This is a genomic window from candidate division TA06 bacterium (assembly GCA_016235665.1).
In the GTDB taxonomy this organism is placed as follows: Bacteria; Edwardsbacteria; AC1; order AC1; family EtOH8; genus UBA5202.
Map to the genome: position 1 here is coordinate 36,402 of JACRJI010000012.1, position 18,897 is coordinate 55,298.

General features: G+C 57.0%; 14 protein-coding genes. 9 read left to right on the forward strand and 5 right to left on the reverse strand.

The genetic code is table 11. The features are described from left to right. Positions 1–12 precede the first annotated feature (12 nt). The 4 genes from HZA73_06865 to larA form a co-directional block, all read right to left on the reverse strand. Positions 13–2,976, reverse strand: a complete 2,964-nt coding sequence (locus HZA73_06865) for a hypothetical protein (GenBank protein MBI5805753.1) — start codon at positions 2,974–2,976, stop codon at positions 13–15. 271 nt (positions 2,977–3,247) lie between these two features. Then, on the reverse strand, positions 3,248–3,724 hold the full coding sequence (locus HZA73_06870) for a hypothetical protein (GenBank protein ID MBI5805754.1): 477 nt from the start codon (positions 3,722–3,724) through the stop codon (positions 3,248–3,250). Between the two features lie 72 nt (positions 3,725–3,796). Continuing rightward, positions 3,797–4,198, reverse strand: a complete 402-nt coding sequence (locus HZA73_06875; GenBank protein ID MBI5805755.1) for a hypothetical protein — start codon at positions 4,196–4,198, stop codon at positions 3,797–3,799. Between the two features lie 19 nt (positions 4,199–4,217). Further along, a complete protein-coding gene (gene larA / locus HZA73_06880) occupies positions 4,218–5,507 on the reverse strand; it encodes a nickel-dependent lactate racemase (protein ID MBI5805756.1) in 1,290 nt (429 codons plus the stop codon). Positions 5,508–5,862: 355 nt separating this feature from the next. On the opposite strand from larA, the gene HZA73_06885 reads away from it, so the two are divergent. Then, on the forward strand, positions 5,863–7,149 hold the full coding sequence (locus HZA73_06885; GenBank protein MBI5805757.1) for a Glu/Leu/Phe/Val dehydrogenase: 1,287 nt from the start codon (positions 5,863–5,865) through the stop codon (positions 7,147–7,149). Positions 7,150–7,283: 134 nt separating this feature from the next. Here the strand turns inward: HZA73_06885 and HZA73_06890 are convergent, their stop codons facing one another. Then, positions 7,284–7,823 carry a hypothetical protein gene (locus HZA73_06890; protein ID MBI5805758.1) on the reverse strand — a complete coding sequence of 180 codons (540 nt, stop codon included), beginning with the start codon at positions 7,821–7,823 and terminating at the stop codon, positions 7,284–7,286. A 65-nt stretch (positions 7,824–7,888) separates the two neighbouring features. Between HZA73_06890 and HZA73_06895 the strand changes: the two genes are divergently transcribed. The 8 genes from HZA73_06895 (at position 7,889) to HZA73_06930 (ending at position 18,881) form a co-directional block, all read left to right on the forward strand. Then, positions 7,889–9,142, forward strand: coding sequence for an MFS transporter (locus HZA73_06895; protein ID MBI5805759.1), 1,254 nt, complete (start codon positions 7,889–7,891; stop codon positions 9,140–9,142). A gap of 96 nt (positions 9,143–9,238) precedes the next feature. Continuing rightward, entirely contained in the window at positions 9,239–9,562 is a 324-nt protein-coding gene (locus HZA73_06900; GenBank protein MBI5805760.1) for a hypothetical protein, read from the forward strand. Positions 9,563–9,623: 61 nt separating this feature from the next. Further along, positions 9,624–10,628, forward strand: coding sequence for an asparaginase (locus tag HZA73_06905; protein MBI5805761.1), 1,005 nt, complete (start codon positions 9,624–9,626; stop codon positions 10,626–10,628). Positions 10,629–10,639: 11 nt separating this feature from the next. Further along, positions 10,640–11,695, forward strand: coding sequence for a tetratricopeptide repeat protein (locus HZA73_06910; protein ID MBI5805762.1), 1,056 nt, complete (start codon positions 10,640–10,642; stop codon positions 11,693–11,695). Next, a complete protein-coding gene (locus tag HZA73_06915) occupies positions 11,682–13,094 on the forward strand; it encodes an FAD-binding protein (protein MBI5805763.1) in 1,413 nt (470 codons plus the stop codon). Before HZA73_06910 ends, HZA73_06915 begins: the two co-directional genes overlap by 14 nt. A 106-nt stretch (positions 13,095–13,200) precedes the next feature. Then, entirely contained in the window at positions 13,201–13,833 is a 633-nt protein-coding gene (locus HZA73_06920) for a redox-sensing transcriptional repressor Rex (GenBank protein ID MBI5805764.1), read from the forward strand. A 136-nt stretch (positions 13,834–13,969) separates the two neighbouring features. Beyond that, positions 13,970–15,355: a dihydrolipoyl dehydrogenase gene (gene lpdA / locus HZA73_06925; GenBank protein MBI5805765.1), complete on the forward strand. Its 1,386-nt coding sequence runs from the start codon at positions 13,970–13,972 to the stop codon at positions 15,353–15,355. A 391-nt stretch (positions 15,356–15,746) separates the two neighbouring features. Continuing rightward, the gene (locus HZA73_06930; GenBank protein MBI5805766.1) at positions 15,747–18,881 is read left to right on the forward strand and encodes a PAS domain S-box protein; all 3,135 of its coding nucleotides are present in this window, start codon (positions 15,747–15,749) and stop codon (positions 18,879–18,881) included. The last annotated feature ends 16 nt before the right edge of the window (positions 18,882–18,897 follow it).

Below are 18,897 nucleotides of genomic sequence, written 5' to 3' on the forward strand. Positions count from 1 at the left end.
ATGAAAAACTCGTCACTCCTTGCTGATCAGCCCCATCCCGCTGCGGCCGTCTATCCGGGCCTCCACCGGCTGGTCCAGATGCACCCAGCGCAAATGCTCGGTGCTGTCCGTTACCTTCTGCGATTCCAGCCACTCCCAGTCTATCCTCCCGTGCTCGGGGTCGGTGGGCACGGTGAAGTAGCCGATGCGGAGCGAGGTCATGTTCTGGAAGAAGTGCGAGCCCTGGGAGGGGTCCACGTTCATGTTGGGCAGGCAGGCCTCCACAATGGTCCGGGCCTGGGAGATCTGGTCGAACTTAACCGGGATGCCCAGCCAGGGATCGCTGGAGCCCCAGCGGCCGGGCCCGATCAGGACATAGGGGCGGCCCTGCTCCTTCAGCTTCTTGTTCAGCTGTCCCACCTCTTCGGCCATCTGGGGGGTGCGGGAGGCGTCAAACGAACCCGGCCGGACATAGATGATGTCGCTTAGGGTCGTGACCCCGTTGCCCAGGGCCTTGTCGCTGAAGCAGAGGGCCTGCTGGATGTCTTTGGACGAGACGTCGATCTTGACCAGCTCGTCCGAAACCACCAGCGGTCGCACCTGGAGAAAGCCGAAGTCGGCCGGGTAGATATTCTTCGGGTCCAGCCTCACCGCGAACTCCATCTCCACCGGGCAGCTCATGGCCTGGGAGGAAAGTTTAAGCAGGTGGTCCAGCAGTTCGGCCAGGGGGAACAGCTTGTATTTAAGGATATGGGCAAAGCTGACTACACGCGGTCCCCGTTCGCCGATCCCGTCCACCAACAACTGGTTCTCAAAGGAATAGGTGGATCCCAGCCGTTCCAGCACCCCGTCCTTTTCCGCTTCCCCGATCTCCAGCTTCAAAAGATACTGGTCCTCATCGGCGTAGGCGGTGTTGGAGCGGGGTCGCATATCCACGGCGTAAAAACTCTTCTGGCTGTTGTCCAGCATGTCGTCGGCGGTGCCGAACTGGGGCAGGATCTCGGGATAGGCCGGGGTGAAGCGGAGCGAGACCCCGCCGTCCACCACGCTTTTGCCCAGCCCCAGGGCCACGTTGACCACCCCGTCCTCCGGCTTGGCGTGGCCCACCGGGTAATAGTTGTAGGAGCGGGCCACTCCGGCGAAATCTGGATAATAGCGGCCGTTCCGGTCCGCCCCCACCACCTCCTGAATGATCACCGCCATCTTCTCCTCGTCCACCCGGTGATTGGTGGACTCGATGTAGCTCTTGGCCTGCTTCAAAAAAGTGGAGGCCCAGACCAGCTTGATGGCGTTGTCCAGACTCAAAAATCTGGCGTCCAGGTCAAACTGGTTATTGGGGACCATCTTGGTGTAGTAGATGCCGGCGAATGGCTGGTAGAGCGCGTCTTCCAGCAGGCTGGAGGAGCGCACCGCCAAAGGCTTCTTGACCTGCTTGATGAAATCCCTGATGTCGCCCACCACGGTGGGGGGCAGGGAGGCGTTGAGGAAGGCGTTGGCGATCCGGGCGTCGGAATCCTCCTCCACCGCCAGCTTGAACAGCTTGTTGTGGCGCATGAAATCGTCGAAGATGTCTGCCCCCAGCACCAGGGTCTTGGGTATGGAGATGCTGATCCCGGGATAGAGCGAGTGGTCGAACTGGCTGTTGAGGATCTTGTCCACGAAGGCCAGGCCCCGGGCCTTGCCGCCTATGGAGCCGCCGCCCATCCGGGTGAAGTGCCACTGGGGCAGGTTGAAGCGCCGGGAATAATAGACGATGCTGCCCCGGTTCTGGCGGCGGTGGTTCTGATCCAGGGCCTGTTTGAGCAGGGGCTTAAGCGACGGGATATCATCGTTGTCGGCCAAGGCCAGCTTGTTGACCTGTTCGGCCAATCCGAACTCGGTCCGGACCAAAAGCCAGCGCTTCAGGTCCCCCCGCATCAGGTTCCGGTGCAGCAGGTCCTGGGGCAGGCTGTCGATGATGGAGATGAAGGATTCCAGGTTGGGGATCCGGGCGGCCTCGCTGTTGTCGCTGTTCTTAAGCACCAGGTCGCCGAAGCCCATGTGCTCCACCAGCAGGTGGCGGAACTCATCCGTCAATGAGAGCGATCCCTTCAGCAGGAACTCGGCCTTCAGGCCGGCAGCGATCTGTTCCGTCTCCGGCTCGCTGGACTGGATCACCAGCGGCAGGTGGGGCAGGTCCCGGCGGATCATCTTGGCAAACTCTATCCCGGCCTGGGGATCCAGCTTTCCGGCCCTGGGATAACGGACATCGGTGAACACGCCCAGCAGGTTGTCCTTGAACTTTTGGTAGATTTCCACCGCCTGCTCAAAGTTCTGGGCCAGGTGCACCCGGGGCCGGCCCCGCTGCCGCAAGGCCTTTTGGCTGAAGCCGAGGTCCTCGTTCAACAGCCGGTCGGTCTGGTCCCACAGCTCGTCGAACAGGACGTTCAGATAGCTGGAATAGAAACTGATGGAATCCTCCACCACCAACAGGTTGGGAAGCCCTAAGGCCTTGGTGTCGCTTTCGGCGTTCTTCTGATCCTCCATCAATTGGATGATCCCGGTGAGTATCTTGCCATCGCCCTGCCAGACGAAGATGCCGTCCACCTTGGTAAAATCGTTCATCTGCTGGAGCCGGGCCAGCTCCGGGGTGTTGAAGGCCAGGACCACCACCGGCAGTCCGGGCAGGATCTCCTTGGCCTTTTGGCCGAAGGTGAAGGGGTCCATGTCACCCAGCCGCTGGATGCAGACCACCAGGTCAAAGCTTTCTTTGCCCAAAAGCTCCAGGGCGTTGGCCCCGCCGGTGACCCGGGTGATGGAGGGGACGTAGCCCAGGTCCCGCTGTTTGTAGGCCTGGCCCAGCAGGTCGGCCAGCCGGCCGTCTTCCTCCAAAATAAAGGCGTCGTAAAGGCTGGCGGCCAGAAGCACCTTGCGCACCTTGTAGGGCATAAGGTTCAAGAGCTTCTGGGCAAAGGGGTCCAGGATGGCCTGCTGGTCGATGTTGATGGGTGTGGGCATAGAAACTAAATTAAAAATTACAAAGTTGTTTGACCTCACCCTGCCTGACGGCTTCCCTCTCCTAATGCATTAGGAGAGGGGCAGGCGATGCACAGAGAAGGACAAACTTGTTTTCCTTTCGAAGTGGGAGAGGTCGGGTGCGGCCGGTGTCTTAATTCGTGCTACGAATTGTATGAAATGTGATATTGGGTATGTGATAGTGATGAACTGACTACCTTACTTGGAGATAAAAAGTCCATTGTTGCAAACAGTTCAATATATTCACAATATTCTATAATGTGTCAATACTGTCTACTAAATGTATACGGTTTCTCAAATACGTTATACCTTCATCAGTTAAATTGCCTTTGGTGTTCATATATTTTATTTTCAGCATGTGTGCTTTAAGCTTTGGTGATAAAACAATGTTTTTTAATTTGCTTTTAAAATCCGCTACAAGCTCTTCAGACGATAATGTGAGCGCTTGTCCAATATTAGCATTATCGCAATAAATGGCAAAATATAATTCCATATCTTTATCCAAAGTGGGATTCTCGTACTCTTTTTTCGTATGCTTTAATTTGGCAGCTATAAGAACAATGCTAAATATTAAAACGAGCCATAAAGGCAAACTAATACTTAGAAAATAAATCAACGAATCTATAAAATTAATACTTTTGTATTTACTAATAATTTGCGCCACTATTACAGGGCAAATTATGTATGGTACAATTATTTTGAACCATAAGCTAGAAACAACTCGTTTCATTATTATAAAAACATTGCTCACGGTTAATACCTCAAGTTTAAATTACGTATAATGTTGGCCAATAACATATTTTTAGCCTTTCAGTATTTCCTTATCCTTAAAATCGTTATGTAAAATAAATGCACCCCGTGTGCCTTGCACTAAGAAATATATGCTGGCAATAGTCAGAATATCAATAAAAATTTCGCCCACAGTTTGCGTTTTACCCGTGACCGCCAGGACAAGTTCGAGCAATAATGCGAATAGCATTATTGTAGTGAGTATGATTAAACATACTCGGTTTTTATTATATATGCCATAAACCAAACCCAAACAAACCCCAAAGCTACCAATTGTAATTATCCAGTCACGGACACCAACTGCGGGTGTTGAATAGATTATCCTTAGAATTTGCGAAAGCCCAATAAGAATAGATATTACTACTCCTGTGATATAGGCCCTACGCAATGCTTTTGCTGATTGTTCAATGGTCATTAGATCCTCTGTATAAAAATTATTTTTTACTATTTGAATGTTTATTTTTTACTATTGGTCCCCCCAGCATTATCGCATTGCCCTTGGGCACCACATAACAACTAAAATCCTTTCCGTGCCTTTCCCTTAAATACTCCACCGCGGCGTTCAGGTCCGGCAGGCTCTTGAACTGCATCTTCTCCACCAGGGCCGGGTCCATTCCGCTGACCAGACAAACCCGGCATTTCTTCATCACCAAGGCCGTGGCGTAGGCCCGGTGGGCCTCGGCGGTGATCTGGTCCTGGGGGGTCTGCAGTATCTCGGCGGCGGAGTAGTCGCGCATCCAGCGCCCAAAATCCAGCTGGCCCGCGCCTTCGGGGCACTGGCCCACCAGCACAATTGTCCCGCCGGGTTTAACCGCCGGGGCCAGGTTGTTAAGTATCCTCTGCATCTGGTAAAGGTCTATGTCCAGGGGGTGGCCGCCGGCCGAGGCGATCACGCAGTCCACCGGCTCTTTCACCGGCGCCGACCAGACCTGGCGGCAAAGTTCCACCCCTTCCAGCCAGGCTTTTTGCCAGTGCCCGGCGAAAACTCCGGCGATCTCGCCGTCTGGGGTGGGCACCACGTTAAGCAGAAAGTCTATTCGGGCCAGTTCGGCGGCTCGCTCCATCTCGGCGTGAATGGGGTTGCCCTCCAGCTTGCCCGGGGCGTTCTGTCCCAGGGCTATCAGGGCGTGGTTTTGGGCGATGGTCTGCCTGGCGGCGCAGCCGGGCATTACGGCCTTGCGGCCGCCGGAGAACCCGGCCAGGTAGTGGGGGGTGATCTTGCCGGTGGCGATGGTGAAGTCCGAGGTCAAAAGCATCTTGTTGAGCTCGATCTCCCGGCTGTTGACATTACCAACCGAGATGCAGTCCTGGTCGCATTTGTGGGCGTACAGATTCAGCTGGTCGAACACCCGTTCCCCGTAAAGTTCCTGGCGCTCCTCGCAGGTGGGGGCCCGGTGGCTGCCGGTGGCGATCAGGGCGTGGACATGGTTGCAGTCTATCCCGGCCAGGTTCATCTGGTCGCACAGGGAGCTCAGTATCCGTGGATAATGGGGAATTACCCGGGTGTGGTCGGACAGGATCAGCAAAATGTTCTTGGGGCGCCGGGCCAGCAGAAGTTCCTTAAGAGGCGGGCTTTTAATGGGGTGCTCCAGGGCTTGGGTCACCGCCAAAGGGATATCGGCAAGCCCCGGGGTTGGGGGAAGACTTAAAATGCCTGACAGATTGGCCTCCGGAAGGGAAAGGCTGGTCTTCCCCAGGCCGTAATCAAGGGTGATCTCTGGCATGGTTTCCTCTAAGCAAACGTTGGCCCATTAACGGATTATAATCATTAACTATACCCTTAAAAAAGATCGCAGTCAAGAAGAAAATATAATAATAAAGACCCTTTGACTTTGGAGTTTATTTGTGATAAAATTCACATTCTTGTTTGTTACTTTTGGCTTATTGCCACAGAGACTCAGAGGCACAGAGAAGTCATTGCGAAATTATATAATGCCTGACGAAGGAAGCAATCGCTGTAAATCAGTCTTTTTGTCTTTAATTTTTCCATAGTTTTCGTGCCTTTCGTGGGAAGGTTTCCCCGTTCCTTTTGTAACCAATAACCCATAATATAAATCCAAAATTCAAGGAGAAACTGCCATGGCGGACAAATCCTTCAATGCCTTCAAAATGGCCCAGGAGCAATTCGACAAGGTTGCCGAAAAGCTGGGCCTGGACCAGGCCACCCGAGACCTGCTCCGCAACCCGATCCGCGAGTTCCATTTCTCCATCCCGGTGCGGATGGACGACGGTTCGGTCAAGGTCTTTCAGGGTTACCGGGTACAGCACAACGACTCCCGCGGACCCTGCAAGGGCGGCATCCGCTTCCATCCCCAGGAGACGGTGGACACCGTCAAAGCTTTAGCCACCTGGATGACCTGGAAGTGCTCGGTGGTCGACATTCCCCTGGGCGGCGGCAAGGGCGGCGTGATCTGCGATCCGCATCACCTTTCGGAACGCGAACAGGAAGGGATCTGCCGCGGCTGGGTGCGCCAGGTGGCCTACAACGTGGGCCCGGTCCAGGACGTGCCGGCCCCCGACGTGATGACCAACGGACAGCACATGGTGTGGATGATGGACGAGTACGAGAGGATCCACAACGGACGCTTTCCGGGCATGATCACCGGCAAACCTCTGGGAGTGGGCGGTTCATTAGGGCGGACAGAGGCCACCGGCTACGGCTGCGTCTATGTGATGAGGGAAGCTCTGCGCGAGATGGGCATCGACATCAAGAAGACCAAGGCGGCCTTCCAGGGATTCGGCAACGTCTCCCAGTACGCCGTCAAGCTGTACAAGGAATACGGCGGGACCCCGGTCTGCGTGTCCTGCTGGGACCAGACCGACCAGAAATCATACACCTTCCTCAAGAAGAGCGGAGTGGACGCCGATGAGCTGCTGAAGTTCACCGACCGCTTTGGCGGGATCAACAAGGACAAGGCCAAGGCCGCCGGCTACGAAGTGCTTTCCGGAGACGCCTGGATCGAACAGGACGTGGAGATCCTGGTTCCGGCCGCCCTGGAGAACCAGATCACCAAGGACAACGCCCCCAAGATGGGCAAGAACGTCAAGCTGATCGTGGAAGGCGCCAACGGGCCGACCACCCCCGAAGCCGACGAGATCATCCACCAGCGCGGCATCTTCATGATCCCAGACTTTTTGGCCAACGCCGGCGGCGTGACCTGCAGCTATTTTGAGCAGGTGCAGTGCAACATGAACTACTTCTGGACCAAGGACGAAGTGCTTTCCAAGCTGGACACCAAGATGACAGACGCCTTCCTGAAGGTTTCGGCCCTGGCCCGGGAAAAGAAGGTCTACATGCGCGACGCGGCCTACATGATCGCCATTCAGCGGGTGGCTGATGCCTGCAAGATTAGAGGATGGGTATAAACTAGGGACTGGGGAACAGGGAACAGATAATAGGGTTTTAGATCACGGTAAAATTATAGCCCAGGCCTTAAGGCCTGGGCTATAATTATGGTTGTATTTTTAAGAAATTTGGAATATACTAATTACTTGGTCTGCTACTTTGCCTCCTTGCAGGCTCCGTTCTTAAGGCAGGGTCCGCTCTTCCCCAGCAGGCAGGCAAAACGTCTGATGGTATGATACAGTCCTATGGCAATGAAGGCGATGCTGACCACCGTGTGCCAGTAGGAAAAATTGAAGCCCAGGGCGGGTCTCTGGTCAAACGGCAGGACAAAGTACAGGCCGCTTAAGGCCGAGCCCAGGAAACTCAGCAGTAGCAGCCAGTTCCAGGCGGTCTGCAGGACCAGGGTCTTTTTGTGGTTCTTTCTGATGAACAACTCGGTGGCCAGTCCCAGTATTCCGGTGATCACGATGATCTCCCAAAAATGGTAGTTGACCCGGGGAGCGGCCGGGGCCACCGGTAACTCAGGTCCTTCAATCTCCGCCTGGGACAGATCGCAGAGGCTGTCTGCATCTGCGTCCCGGTAACCGGCGCACTGGCCGGGCAGGGAGTCGTTCTTCAGCCCCAGCGGGCAGGTGTCCTGGGCCAGGGCGGTGACGGCGGACAAAAGGAAAATTACCAGTAAGGCTTTTTTCATTTTTTTATCTTTTATTTTTGGTATTTTATTTAGTATATTAACCCACAATCACCCTTTTGTCAACCTTGACCAACATCAATCACGAAAATATCAGGAACCGGACGCTGCAGACCTTTTCAGCCCTAAGGCACCGGAACTTTCGGCTTTTCTGGACCGGGCAGTTCGTCTCGCTGATCGGCACTTGGATGCAGACCGTGGCCCAGGGCTGGCTGGTGCTGCAGCTGACCAATTCGGCCTTTCTGCTGGGCACGGTCAACGCCATCGGCTCGCTGCCGGTGCTTCTGTTCGCCCTGCCGGGCGGGGTCATCGCCGACCGGGTGAACAAGCGCAGGATACTGCTTTTCACCCAGATCGTAGCCATGATCCTGGCCTTCATCCTGGCGGCCCTCACCCATCTGCACAACACCGGGGTCATCGTTCTTAAGGTCTGGTATGTGGTGGCCATCGCCGCTGTGGGCGGCACGGTCTTTGCCCTGGACGGCCCGGCCCGGCAGTCGTTCTTCATAGAACTGGTGGGCAAGAAAGATCTTTTAAACGCCATCGCTCTCAATTCCACCATCTTCAACGGGGCCCGGATCATGGGCCCGGCCCTGGCCGGGATATTGATCGGCGTCATCGGCACCGCAGGCTGCTTCTTCCTGAACGGCCTGAGCTTTGTGGCGGTGATCATCGGCCTGCTGATGATCCGAACCGACGTTCCGGCCGCCAAAAGATCCGACTCACCCTGGGATGACATGAAGCAGGGGCTGAAATATGTCTGGAACCACAAGACGGTAAGGGCCCTGATCCTGATCGTGGCCCTGTTCAGCATCTTCGGCATGCCCTATGTGGTGCTGATGCCCATCTTTGCCCGGGACATCCTGCAGAAGGGCGCCAGCGGCCTGGGCTTTTTGATGGCCGCCACAGGTATCGGGGCTCTGACGGGATCATTAACACTAGCTGCTTTCAGCCAGATCCAGAGGAAAGGAACTTTGGTCTTTTGGGCCGGAATAATATTTTCCCTGGCCACGCTGGCTTTTTCCTTTTCCCGCAATTACATCCTGTCCCTGGCCATCCTGCCGCTGGTGGGGCTTTCCATGGTCAGCCAGGTGGCCACGGTCAACACCATGATCCAGAGCACGGTCAGCGACCAGATGCGGGGCCGGGTGATGGGGGTGTTCACCATGATGTTCATGGGGATGATGCCCTTCGGCAGTTTCATTGCCGGGGCCATGGCCTCGCGCTGGGGCGCGCCCTTTGCCCTGCAGCTGGGAGCGGGGATCTGCTTTTGCGCCACGGTGGCGATCTATAAGCTGGTGCCGGACCTGTGGGGGATGTGATACCGGGGGAACTACCTGCCACCCTTCGATACACTCAGGGTAAACTCCGACACTGAGACACAGAGGAGAAATATTTATAATTAGATGGGATAGAAGATGGAAGAACAGAACAAGCCTTTGACCAAAGAAGAATGGCAGGACCTGAAGGACGAGCTTTTCGCCCTGCTGGATATCACCTACGACTACAGCGCCAACGTGGCCACGCTGGAACAGATCAGCGTCCGCAAGCAGAAGGAGGAGAGCGAAGCCCAGTACACCAAGCGCTCCCACGACGTCTACAACAAGCGGTTCAAGGAGGTCAAGGCCAACAGCTACGACCGGGTGGTGAAGCTGGTGGGGTACGTCAAGCGGCTGGGCCTGCCCAGGGAGCTTTGGCCCAAGGAAATGGAGGTCGGCGGGGATAAGCAGGACAAGGATTGACCGCTGCAAACTGTGTAAGGGCGACCGGCCGGTCGCCCCAACAAGTAGATAAAAAGGAACCATGAAAAAACCTAAGATCACAATCATCTTTACCGGCGGGACCATCGCCATGAAAGCCAGCAGGAAGAAGGGCGGGGCGGTGCCGGCCCTCAAGGGAAAAGACCTGCTGCGCCAGGTGCCGGAGATCGCCGGGATCGCCGCCGTCACGGTCCACGACTTCGGCCAGTATCCCGGGCCGCACATGACCCCCGGGCTGATGCTGGAGCTTTCGCAGCTGGTCAAAAAATACCTGTCCCAAAAGGACACGGACGGGGTGATAGTCACCCACGGCACCGACACCCTGGAGGAGACCGCCTTCTTTCTGGACCTGTGCCTCAATTCCCAGAAGCCGGTGGTGGTGGTTGGCGCCATGAAGGACTGCACCGAACTGGGCTGGGACGGGCCCTCCAACCTGATGGGCGCGGTGCGCACCGCCCTTTCCCCCCAGTCAAAGGGCAAGGGGGTGCTGGTTTTTCTTAACAACACCATCAACTCGGCCGGCGAGGTCACCAAGACCAGCACCGATTCCTTCGAGACCTTCCGCAGCCCCGACCTGGGACCCCTGGGCTGGGTGGACCGGGACCGGGTGCTGTTCTACCGCCAGCCGCTGTACCGGGAATATCATCCGGTCAAAAAGATCGAGCCCCGGGTGGACCTGTTCAAGATGGCGGTGGGCATGGATGACAGGCTGATCAGGTATTCTGTTGACTCAGGCGCCCGGGGCCTGGTGATAGAGGGCATGGGCCGGGGCAACGTGCCGCCTTCGGTGGTGCCGGGGATAGAATACACCGTAAAAAAAGGCCTTCCGGTGGTGCTTTGCACCCGCTGCATCGGAGGCCGGGTGCTGGACACCTACGCCTACCAGGGCGGCGGGGCCCAGCTCCGCAAACTCGGGGTCATCCTGGGCGGGCACCTGCCGGGGCAGAAAGCCCGGATCAAGCTGATGATATTGCTGGGGCAGGGCTTGAACAACCAGAAAATAAAGCAGGCCTTTGAATGCCAGGAATACGGCTGTGTTTCGAAATAAGCTGACCTAAAATGATCCCGGTTAAAGACCAGAACAAGATCAAGGACCTGTTCGTCCGGGCCTTGTGGGGCTACAGCGACATGCAGGAGAAGCTCCGCGGGTTCAAACCGGCGGTGGACGGCTTTCTGCGGTTGTCCCGTTATGCCAAATCCTGGGGCGATCCTCTTCACCAGGGCCTGGCCCTGGCCGAGGCCGGTTACCGGGCGGCCAAAGGGGCGGAATACGGCACCGGGGAAACCAGACTGCTGGAAGCCCTTTCGATCCTTGAGAAATCAGGACGCGACGCCGACCTGGCGGTCTGCCGCAAGTATCTGGCCTTTGTGCACACCATGCAGGGAAGGTTTGCCCAGGCTTTGGAGGATACGGAAGATTCGCTGGCGGCCTACCTGAGGGCGGGCGACCGGGAGGGTTGGGCAGCGGTGGTCAACAACAAGGGGAACATCCTCCAGCGGACCGGGCAAACTGAGGAGGCCGGGCAGTGCTTCCGCGAAACATTGGAAAGCAGCCGGGCCATAGGCAACATATTCCTGGAATCCGCGGCCCTCAGCAACCTGGCCATTTTTCATGCCCGCCAGGACCAGAACGAAGAGGCCCTGAAGTACCAGTTGGAGGTCATGGTCCTGAGGCACAAAATGGACGATCTGGTGGGTCTGGCCAGCGGCCTGCTCAATCTGGGAAACATCTACCACATGTTGGGCCGCCGCCAGGAAGGCATGGAGTGCTGGGAACAGGCCGAGGCCACCAGCGCCAGGCTGGGAGACTTCTCCACCGTGGCCAGCATCAAGTTCAACCGGGCCGAGCTTTGCGACGCGCTGGGAGACCCGGACAAGGCGTTCGGTCTCTATGAGCAGGCGATGACCATCCGGATTGAACGGGGCGAGACCCAGGACCTGCCGCAGTCAGTAATCATGTGGGCGGAGACCGCCGCCAAACTCGGAAAGCTTGACGAAGCTCTCAAAACCAGGGCTGCCGGGCTTCTCCAGGAGGTGCTGAAGATGGAGAACATCAGAGATGGATACGGGGAAAAAGCCAGAAAACTTTTGGAAGAGATAAATGGATCAAAATAAACATTTTAATATGCTAAGCCCGGACTTCGAAAAAAAGCTAAGGGCCATCGTCGGGGAGAAATACCTGATAACCCTGGACGACGACAAGGAGCCCTATTCCCACGACGAGACCCTGAACCACAGGTTCATGCCGGCGGCGGTGGCCAAGCCGGCAGACACGGCGGAGGTCTCGGCCATAATGAAACTGGCCAGTTCCGAAAAGATCCCGCTTACTCCCCGGGGGGCCGGCACCGGTCTGTCCGGCGGGGCCCTGCCGGTCTGCGGCGGGATCGTGCTTTCGCTGGAGCGGCTGAACAAGATACTGGAGATAGACGAGGAGAATCTGATGGCGGTCACCCAGCCGGCGGTGATCACCCAGACCCTGCAACTGGCGGCGGAGGAGAAGGGTTTGTTCTACCCCCCGGACCCGGCCAGCCTGGATTCCTGTTCCATCGGGGGCAACATCGCCGAGAACGCAGGCGGGCCAAGGGCCTTCAAATACGGGGTCACCCGGCACTACCTTTGCGGGCTGGAGGCGGTCTGGCCCAATGGTGAGGTCTCGCGGCTGGGGGGCAAGACCATAAAGAACGTCTCGGGCTACGACCTGATGCACCTGATCTGCGGATCGGAGGGGACGCTGGCGGTGGTCACCGAGATCACCCTCCGCCTGGTGCCCAAGCCGCCGCTGGCGGTGGACCTGATGATCCCGTTCTCCTCCATCGAGGACGCCGTGCGGGCCTGCACCGCGGTGATCAGGGGCCGGATCATCCCGGCCACCATGGAATTCATGGATCAGAGGGCGGTGCTGGCGGCGGAGAAATTCCTGGAAAAGCGGGCGCCGTTCCGGGAGGCTGAGGCCCACTTGTTGGTCCAGCTGGACGGCGACGACAGGAAGGCGCTGACCGCCGATTACGAAAAGATCGGCAGAATAGTGTCTGATTTCGGGGCGCTGGACGTGCTGGTGGCCGAGGACCGACCGTCGCGCGACCGGATATGGGAGATGCGGCGCTGCATGGCCGATGCCCTGACCCGGATGAGCCCGGTGCGCGAGCGCGAGGACGTGGTGGTGCCGCGGGCCGCCATCCCGGCCCTGTTCCGGAAGCTGAAGGGCCTGTCGGAAAAGCACGGGTCGGAGATCATCTCCTACGGGCACATCGGCGACGGCAACGTCCACGTCAACATCATGAAGCAGGGGATGGCGCCGGAGGCATGGGAGCGGATGCTGCCAGGCTTATTGGACGAACTGTTTCGCGAGGTGATGGCGCTGGGCGGAACCATCTCCGGCGAGCACGGCATCGGATATGTCAAGAAGAAGTACCTGCCGCTGGCGGTGAACGGCGCGGCCCTGGAGATGATGAAAGCGGTGAAGAAGGCCTGGGACCCGGAGGGGATATTGAACCCGAAGAAGATATTTTTATAGCACCAGCCCACGAAACACACGAAAAGGCGCGAAAACACTGGGATCTCTTAATGTCTGTCTAAAGTGGGGACATGGCATGCCTTGTCCCTGCAAGTAAAAAGGAAATATGAAAGACAAGATAAAAATACCCGAATCGGCCATCCGGCGGCTGTCCCTGTACCACCGGCACCTGGCCAGCCTGCAGTCTTTGGGCGTGGAGACAATCTCCTCGCGTGAGATCGCCACGGTCTACGGCCTGGCCCCGTTCCAGGTGCGCAAGGACCTCTCCTATTTTGGCACCTTTGGCCACCGGGGGCGGGGATATTCCATCATCAAGCTCAGGGAGAAGATCGGGAAGATCCTGGGGCTGGACCGGGTCTGGATCATGGCCCTGGTGGGGGCCGGCAACATCGGGATGGCAGTATTCCGTTACCAGGAACTGCAAAGCCAGGGTTTTAAGTTCGCGGCGGTGTTCGATTCCGACCCTAAAAAGATTGGCAAGAAATTAGAGAGCGGAGTGGTGGTAAAGGCGCTGGACCAGATCCCGCACGAGGTCCAAAAACTGGGGATCGAGCTGGGGGTGCTGGCGGTGCCGTCGGAGGCGGCCCAGGCCGCGGCCGATTCCCTGACGGCCGCCGGGGTCAAGGCCATCCTGTGCTTCCCCAGCGGGCAGATCAATGTTCCCAAGGACGTGGCGGTCAAAAGGGTGAACCTGGGGGTGGACCTGGAGACCCTGAGCTATTTCCTGGCAAACAGATAGCGGAGCAAGATGCAGATTTTTATTAGGAACCCATGAACCCATGAAAATTCCTTCTTTCCTGGCTTCCATATAAAATTGCTCCGGTTACGGCAGAATAACATTTCACACATAATATATCATCGGAGATTTGTACAGCATGCAAAAGCACATCGTCGTTATTGGCGGGGGGCCGGCCGGGTACGTGGGGGCCATCCGGGCCACCCAGCTGGGGGCCAAGGTAACATTGATCGAAAAAGAAACTTTGGGCGGTACCTGCCTTAACGTGGGATGCATACCCACCAAGGCTTTGCTAGCCTCGGCTGCGGTCTACAGCCAGTTCAAATCGGCCGGGCAGTTCGGATTGAAGGCGGACAATATCAGCTTTGACTGGGGAGCCGTGCAGAAGCGCAAGGAACGGGTGGTCAAAAAATCCACCGCCGGGGTGGGCCTGCTGCTTAAATCCAGGTCGGTGGAAGTGATCGCCGGGCATGCTAAATTGCTGGCCGGTAAAAAAGTCTTGATCACGGACAATTCCGGCGGGCAACAAACACTGGAGCCGGACATGATACTGATCGCCACCGGCTCGGAACCAGTGGCCTTGAACATTCCCGGAGCCGGCCTGCCCGGCGTGGTGGACAGCACCGGGGCCTTGGCGCTGTCCGAGGTTCCCAAGGAATTGGTGATCATAGGCGGCGGGGTGATAGGCTGCGAGATGGCCGGCGTCTATTCCGCCTTCGGCTCCAAGGTCACCATCGTGGAAATGATGTCCCAGATCATACCGGGCGAGGATGCCGAGGCGGCCAGGGTGCTGCACCAGGCGCTGTCCAAGCACGGGGTGGACATCTATTTGGAAGCCAGGGTGGAGGAGATCAAGCAGGCCGGGCCCGGCCTGGCGGTCATCGTCAAATTGAAAGACGAGAAGGCGCTGGAGATACCGGCCCAAAATGTTCTGATGAGCGTGGGGCGCAGGGCTTCCATCAAGAACATCGGACTGGAGGAGGCCGGGGTGGCAATCGAGCGTAATTTCATCAAAGTGGACGCCAGGATGGAGACCAATATCACGGGGGTTTATGCGGCCGGGGACTGCACCGGGGGATGGCTGCTGGCACATGTAGCCTCGGCCGAGGCCGAAGCGGCGGTGGAGAACATGATGGGGCATTCGGCCAGGCTGGACTATGCCGCCATTCCCCGCTGCGTTTACACCCACCCCGAGATCGCCTCGGTGGGGATACTGGAACGGCCGGAGAATAAAGACGACATCCTAGTGGGCAAGTTCCCATTTTCGGCCAGCGGCAAGGCCAGCTGCCTGGGCCAGCCCGAAGGCTTCGTCAAGATCATCGCCGACAAGCTCTCCCAAGAGATCATCGGCGGGGTGATCGCCGGGCCGCAGGCCACCGAGCTGATCGCCGAGCTGGGCTTGGCGGTAGGCTCCAAACTTAAACTGGAGGAGCTGATCTCCGCCATCCACGCTCACCCCACCCTGCACGAATCGGTGCGCGAGGCGGCCCTGCAGGCCTTGGGCCGGGCCATACATTTACCGTGAGGTGTTCTATTCATTCCCCGGATCAGACAGGAGTGCCTTCGCTAAAGTACTGCACTCGAGGGGGACAAATAATAGCATAAGCGATTTAACATGATTAACCTTTAGAACGCAAACAATTTCCGAGGAATCACAATCCGATACAAAGTTCCCAACATGCAGCAAATATATTTCAACAAACATCTTGACATCACATGTTTTTAGCATTATCATAATCACGTAACCCGATGGGATATATACATAACGGCCTGTTTGTGATCATTCCTTGCACAAAGACAACAGGAGAGCGGCGCGTACACCACCTAGTCATCTGAGGTAAAAAGAGACCGGGGCTAAAGCGGCTCTCCTGTTTTTGTTTTTCGGGAATCGGAAATCCCCAAATTCAAAATATCATATGATCCAAAGCGAACAAAATAAGAAACGCCTCATCCGCCTGGCGGCCATTCATCTCTTGCTGGGTCTGTTATTTTTGCTGTTTACCGAGCTGGTCCTGCCGCGGTTGGAGGACAGTCCGGGGAGATTGTTCCTGTTTTCGGCCATCAGCTGGGCGGCCTTCCTGGCCGTGGCCTTTGTGCTGGTCTCCCGCCATCTAAGGCACCCGTCCCTGACCGACCCGGATCATTTCTGGGACGAGAACCTGGAGATCAGCCAGACAGCCCTAAAGCGGACGGTTGAGGACATGCAGTTGGGGGTGACCGTCTCCGACCTGACCGGAAAGATAATCTACGCCAATCCGGCCGAGGCCCTGATGCACGGCTACGAACAGCGGGAATTGACGGGAAAGGACATCGGTCTGTTTGCCGCTCCGGAGCAAAGGCACCCTTTAAGCATGGACGAACTCCAGAAATTCAAACGCTGGAAACGGGAGAGCTTCAATATCACCAAAGAGGGAAAACAGTTTCCGGTGTTGCTGCTGTCCGATCTGATATATGACAGCCGGGGGCGGCCGGCCGCCATAGTCACCACCTGTCAGGACATTTCCGACCGCAGGCAGATCGAGCAGGACCTGATGGAAAGCGAACTGCAATACCGCCAGCTGGTGGAAAGCGCCCACGAGATGATCTTCAGCCTGTCCCCTGCCGGGTGCTTTACTTTCGTCAACCAAGCCTGGCTGGCGGCCATGGGATACAACTGGGATCAAAGCCAGGACATGTCCTTCTGCGATACGGTGGAAGCCGGGTCAAAACAGGTCTGCCACCAGGCCTTTTCCCGGGTGCTGACCGGCGTCACTTGGCACAACCTGGAGATGACCTTCGTGTCCGCCGATGGAAGGGAAATAGTGGCCGAAGGCAACCTGACCCCGCAGTATCACAACGGAAAAGTGAAAGGGGCGCTGGGGGTCTTTCGGGACATCACCCAGAAGAAGGCGATAGAGGATCTGCTGCGGCGCAGCGAGAACCATTATAGGATGCTGATCAAGAACGTCAGCGACATGATACTGGTGCTGGACGCAGACGGCACCATCCGGTACCAGAGCCCCTCGGTGGAGGAGATCACCGGGTACCGGGTGCAGGATAACAAGGGGCGTTCGGTCTTTGATTATATCCATCCCGAGGATATATCAGCGGCGGAAGGAACATTCAAGACTTATCTTAAACAACCGGGCCCGATTCCCGCCCTGGAATTGAGGATAAAAAGCAAACAGGGGCAGTGGATCTTCGTGGAGACCCTGGCCAACAACCTCCTGGACGATCCTGCCATCAGCGGGATAGTGGTCAACGCCCGCGATATCACGGGCCGCCGCCGGATGGAGCAGACGGTCAAAGAAAGCGAGGAGAAACACCGCCGACTGCTGAACAGCATCCAGTCACCGGTGCTGGCCTTAAAAAAGGACTTGAGCATTTATTACTGCAATCAGGCTTACTCCGATTTCGTGGGGCGTCCGATCCCGGAATTGGAAGGCCGGAGACTGACGGAACTTTTCCCCAATTTTGCCAAGACGCGGTCCTATGCCGCCTATCTTAAGGCTATAAAAACCGGACAGGATCAAGCTGTCGAAGGGTTGATCAACGGCATGTATTTAAGCGCCCGGATATATTCAATGGATTGGGGGATCCTGGCCATCTCCGAGGATATTACCGCCCAGCAGGCGGCGGTGGAATCGGTTAAATACAGCGAGGAGCGTTTCCGTCTGCTGGCCGACTCGGCGGCCGACGCCATCATCAGCATCAACCAGCAGGACGAGATAATCTTCTGGAACAAGGCGGCCGAAAAGATCTTCGGTTATACCGCGGCCCAGGCCCTGGGCCGTGATTCGGACATGCTGATTCCCGAGCGTTTCCGCAAACCAAACAAGCAGACCTTCAGACAACTGATCGAGGAGGTGCCGGCCGGAAGCCGGGCGGAAACCAACAACCTTAAGGGTTTGCATCAGAGCGGCCGGGAGATACCAATGGAATGGGCTCTTTCGACTGTTACGGTGGGCGGACAGAAGATCCATACCGCCATCATCAGGGACATCACCGAACGGGTGAAGAACGAGGAACAGCTCAAGTACCTGTCCTTCCACGATTCGCTTACCGGGCTTTACAACCGGGCCTATTTCGAGGAGGAGATGCAGCGGTTGTCCAAGGCCCGGCTGGATACGGTGGGCCTGCTGATCTGCGACGTGGACGGGCTGAAATTGGTCAACGATACCATGGGGCACAAAACCGGGGACGGCCTGCTGGTGGTGATAGCCGGGATCATAACCGACGCCTGCCGCCAGGGCGACGTGGTGGCCAGGATCGGCGGGGACGAGTTTGGGGCCATCCTGCCCAACTCCAGCGTGGAAGCCATCGAACAGGTCTGCTCCAGGATCCGTCAGGTCACCGCGGCTTATAATTCCAAGAACCCGGAGCTTCCCGTGAGCCTTTCACTGGGCTGGGTGGTGCGTCCGGTCAAGGATCTGGACGCCAACCGGCTGTTCCATACCGCCGACGACGAGATGTACCGGGAGAAGGTCAAGAACCATGAAACAATGGTCAAGAACTTCATCCAGGCCCTGCAGAATAAGAACCTGATCAGCGAGGAACAGATAGGCCGGATGGGGGACCTGATGAAGGACCTGGCCAGAGCGGCCGGGCTCAAGGGAAATTCGATTTCGGAGATGGAACTGCTGGCCCGTTATCATGACATAGGCAACGTACTGGTGGCTGACAAAATCCTGCTGAAAGCCGGGCATCTGGACCGGACCGAAGAAGACGAGATGAAACGGCACTGCGAGATCGGGTATCATATAGTGATGTCCACCCCGCATTTGATGCCTCATGCCGAATGGATACTAAAGCACCATGAACGCTGGGATGGCAAAGGTTATCCCCAGGGGCTAAAGGGCGAAGAGATACCGCTGGAATCGAGGATCGTGGCCCTGGCTGCGGCCTATAGCGCAATGCGCCAGGACCGGCCCCACGCCAAAGCCATGAGCCACCATCAGGCGGTGGAGGAGATAAAGAAGGAATCGGGCAAGCAGTTCGACCCGGACCTGGTCGACAGGTTCCTGAAACTGGCCCACAAGTGGAAGGACCAGCCGGCGGGCAAGAACAAGTGACCGGAAAAAAACGAAC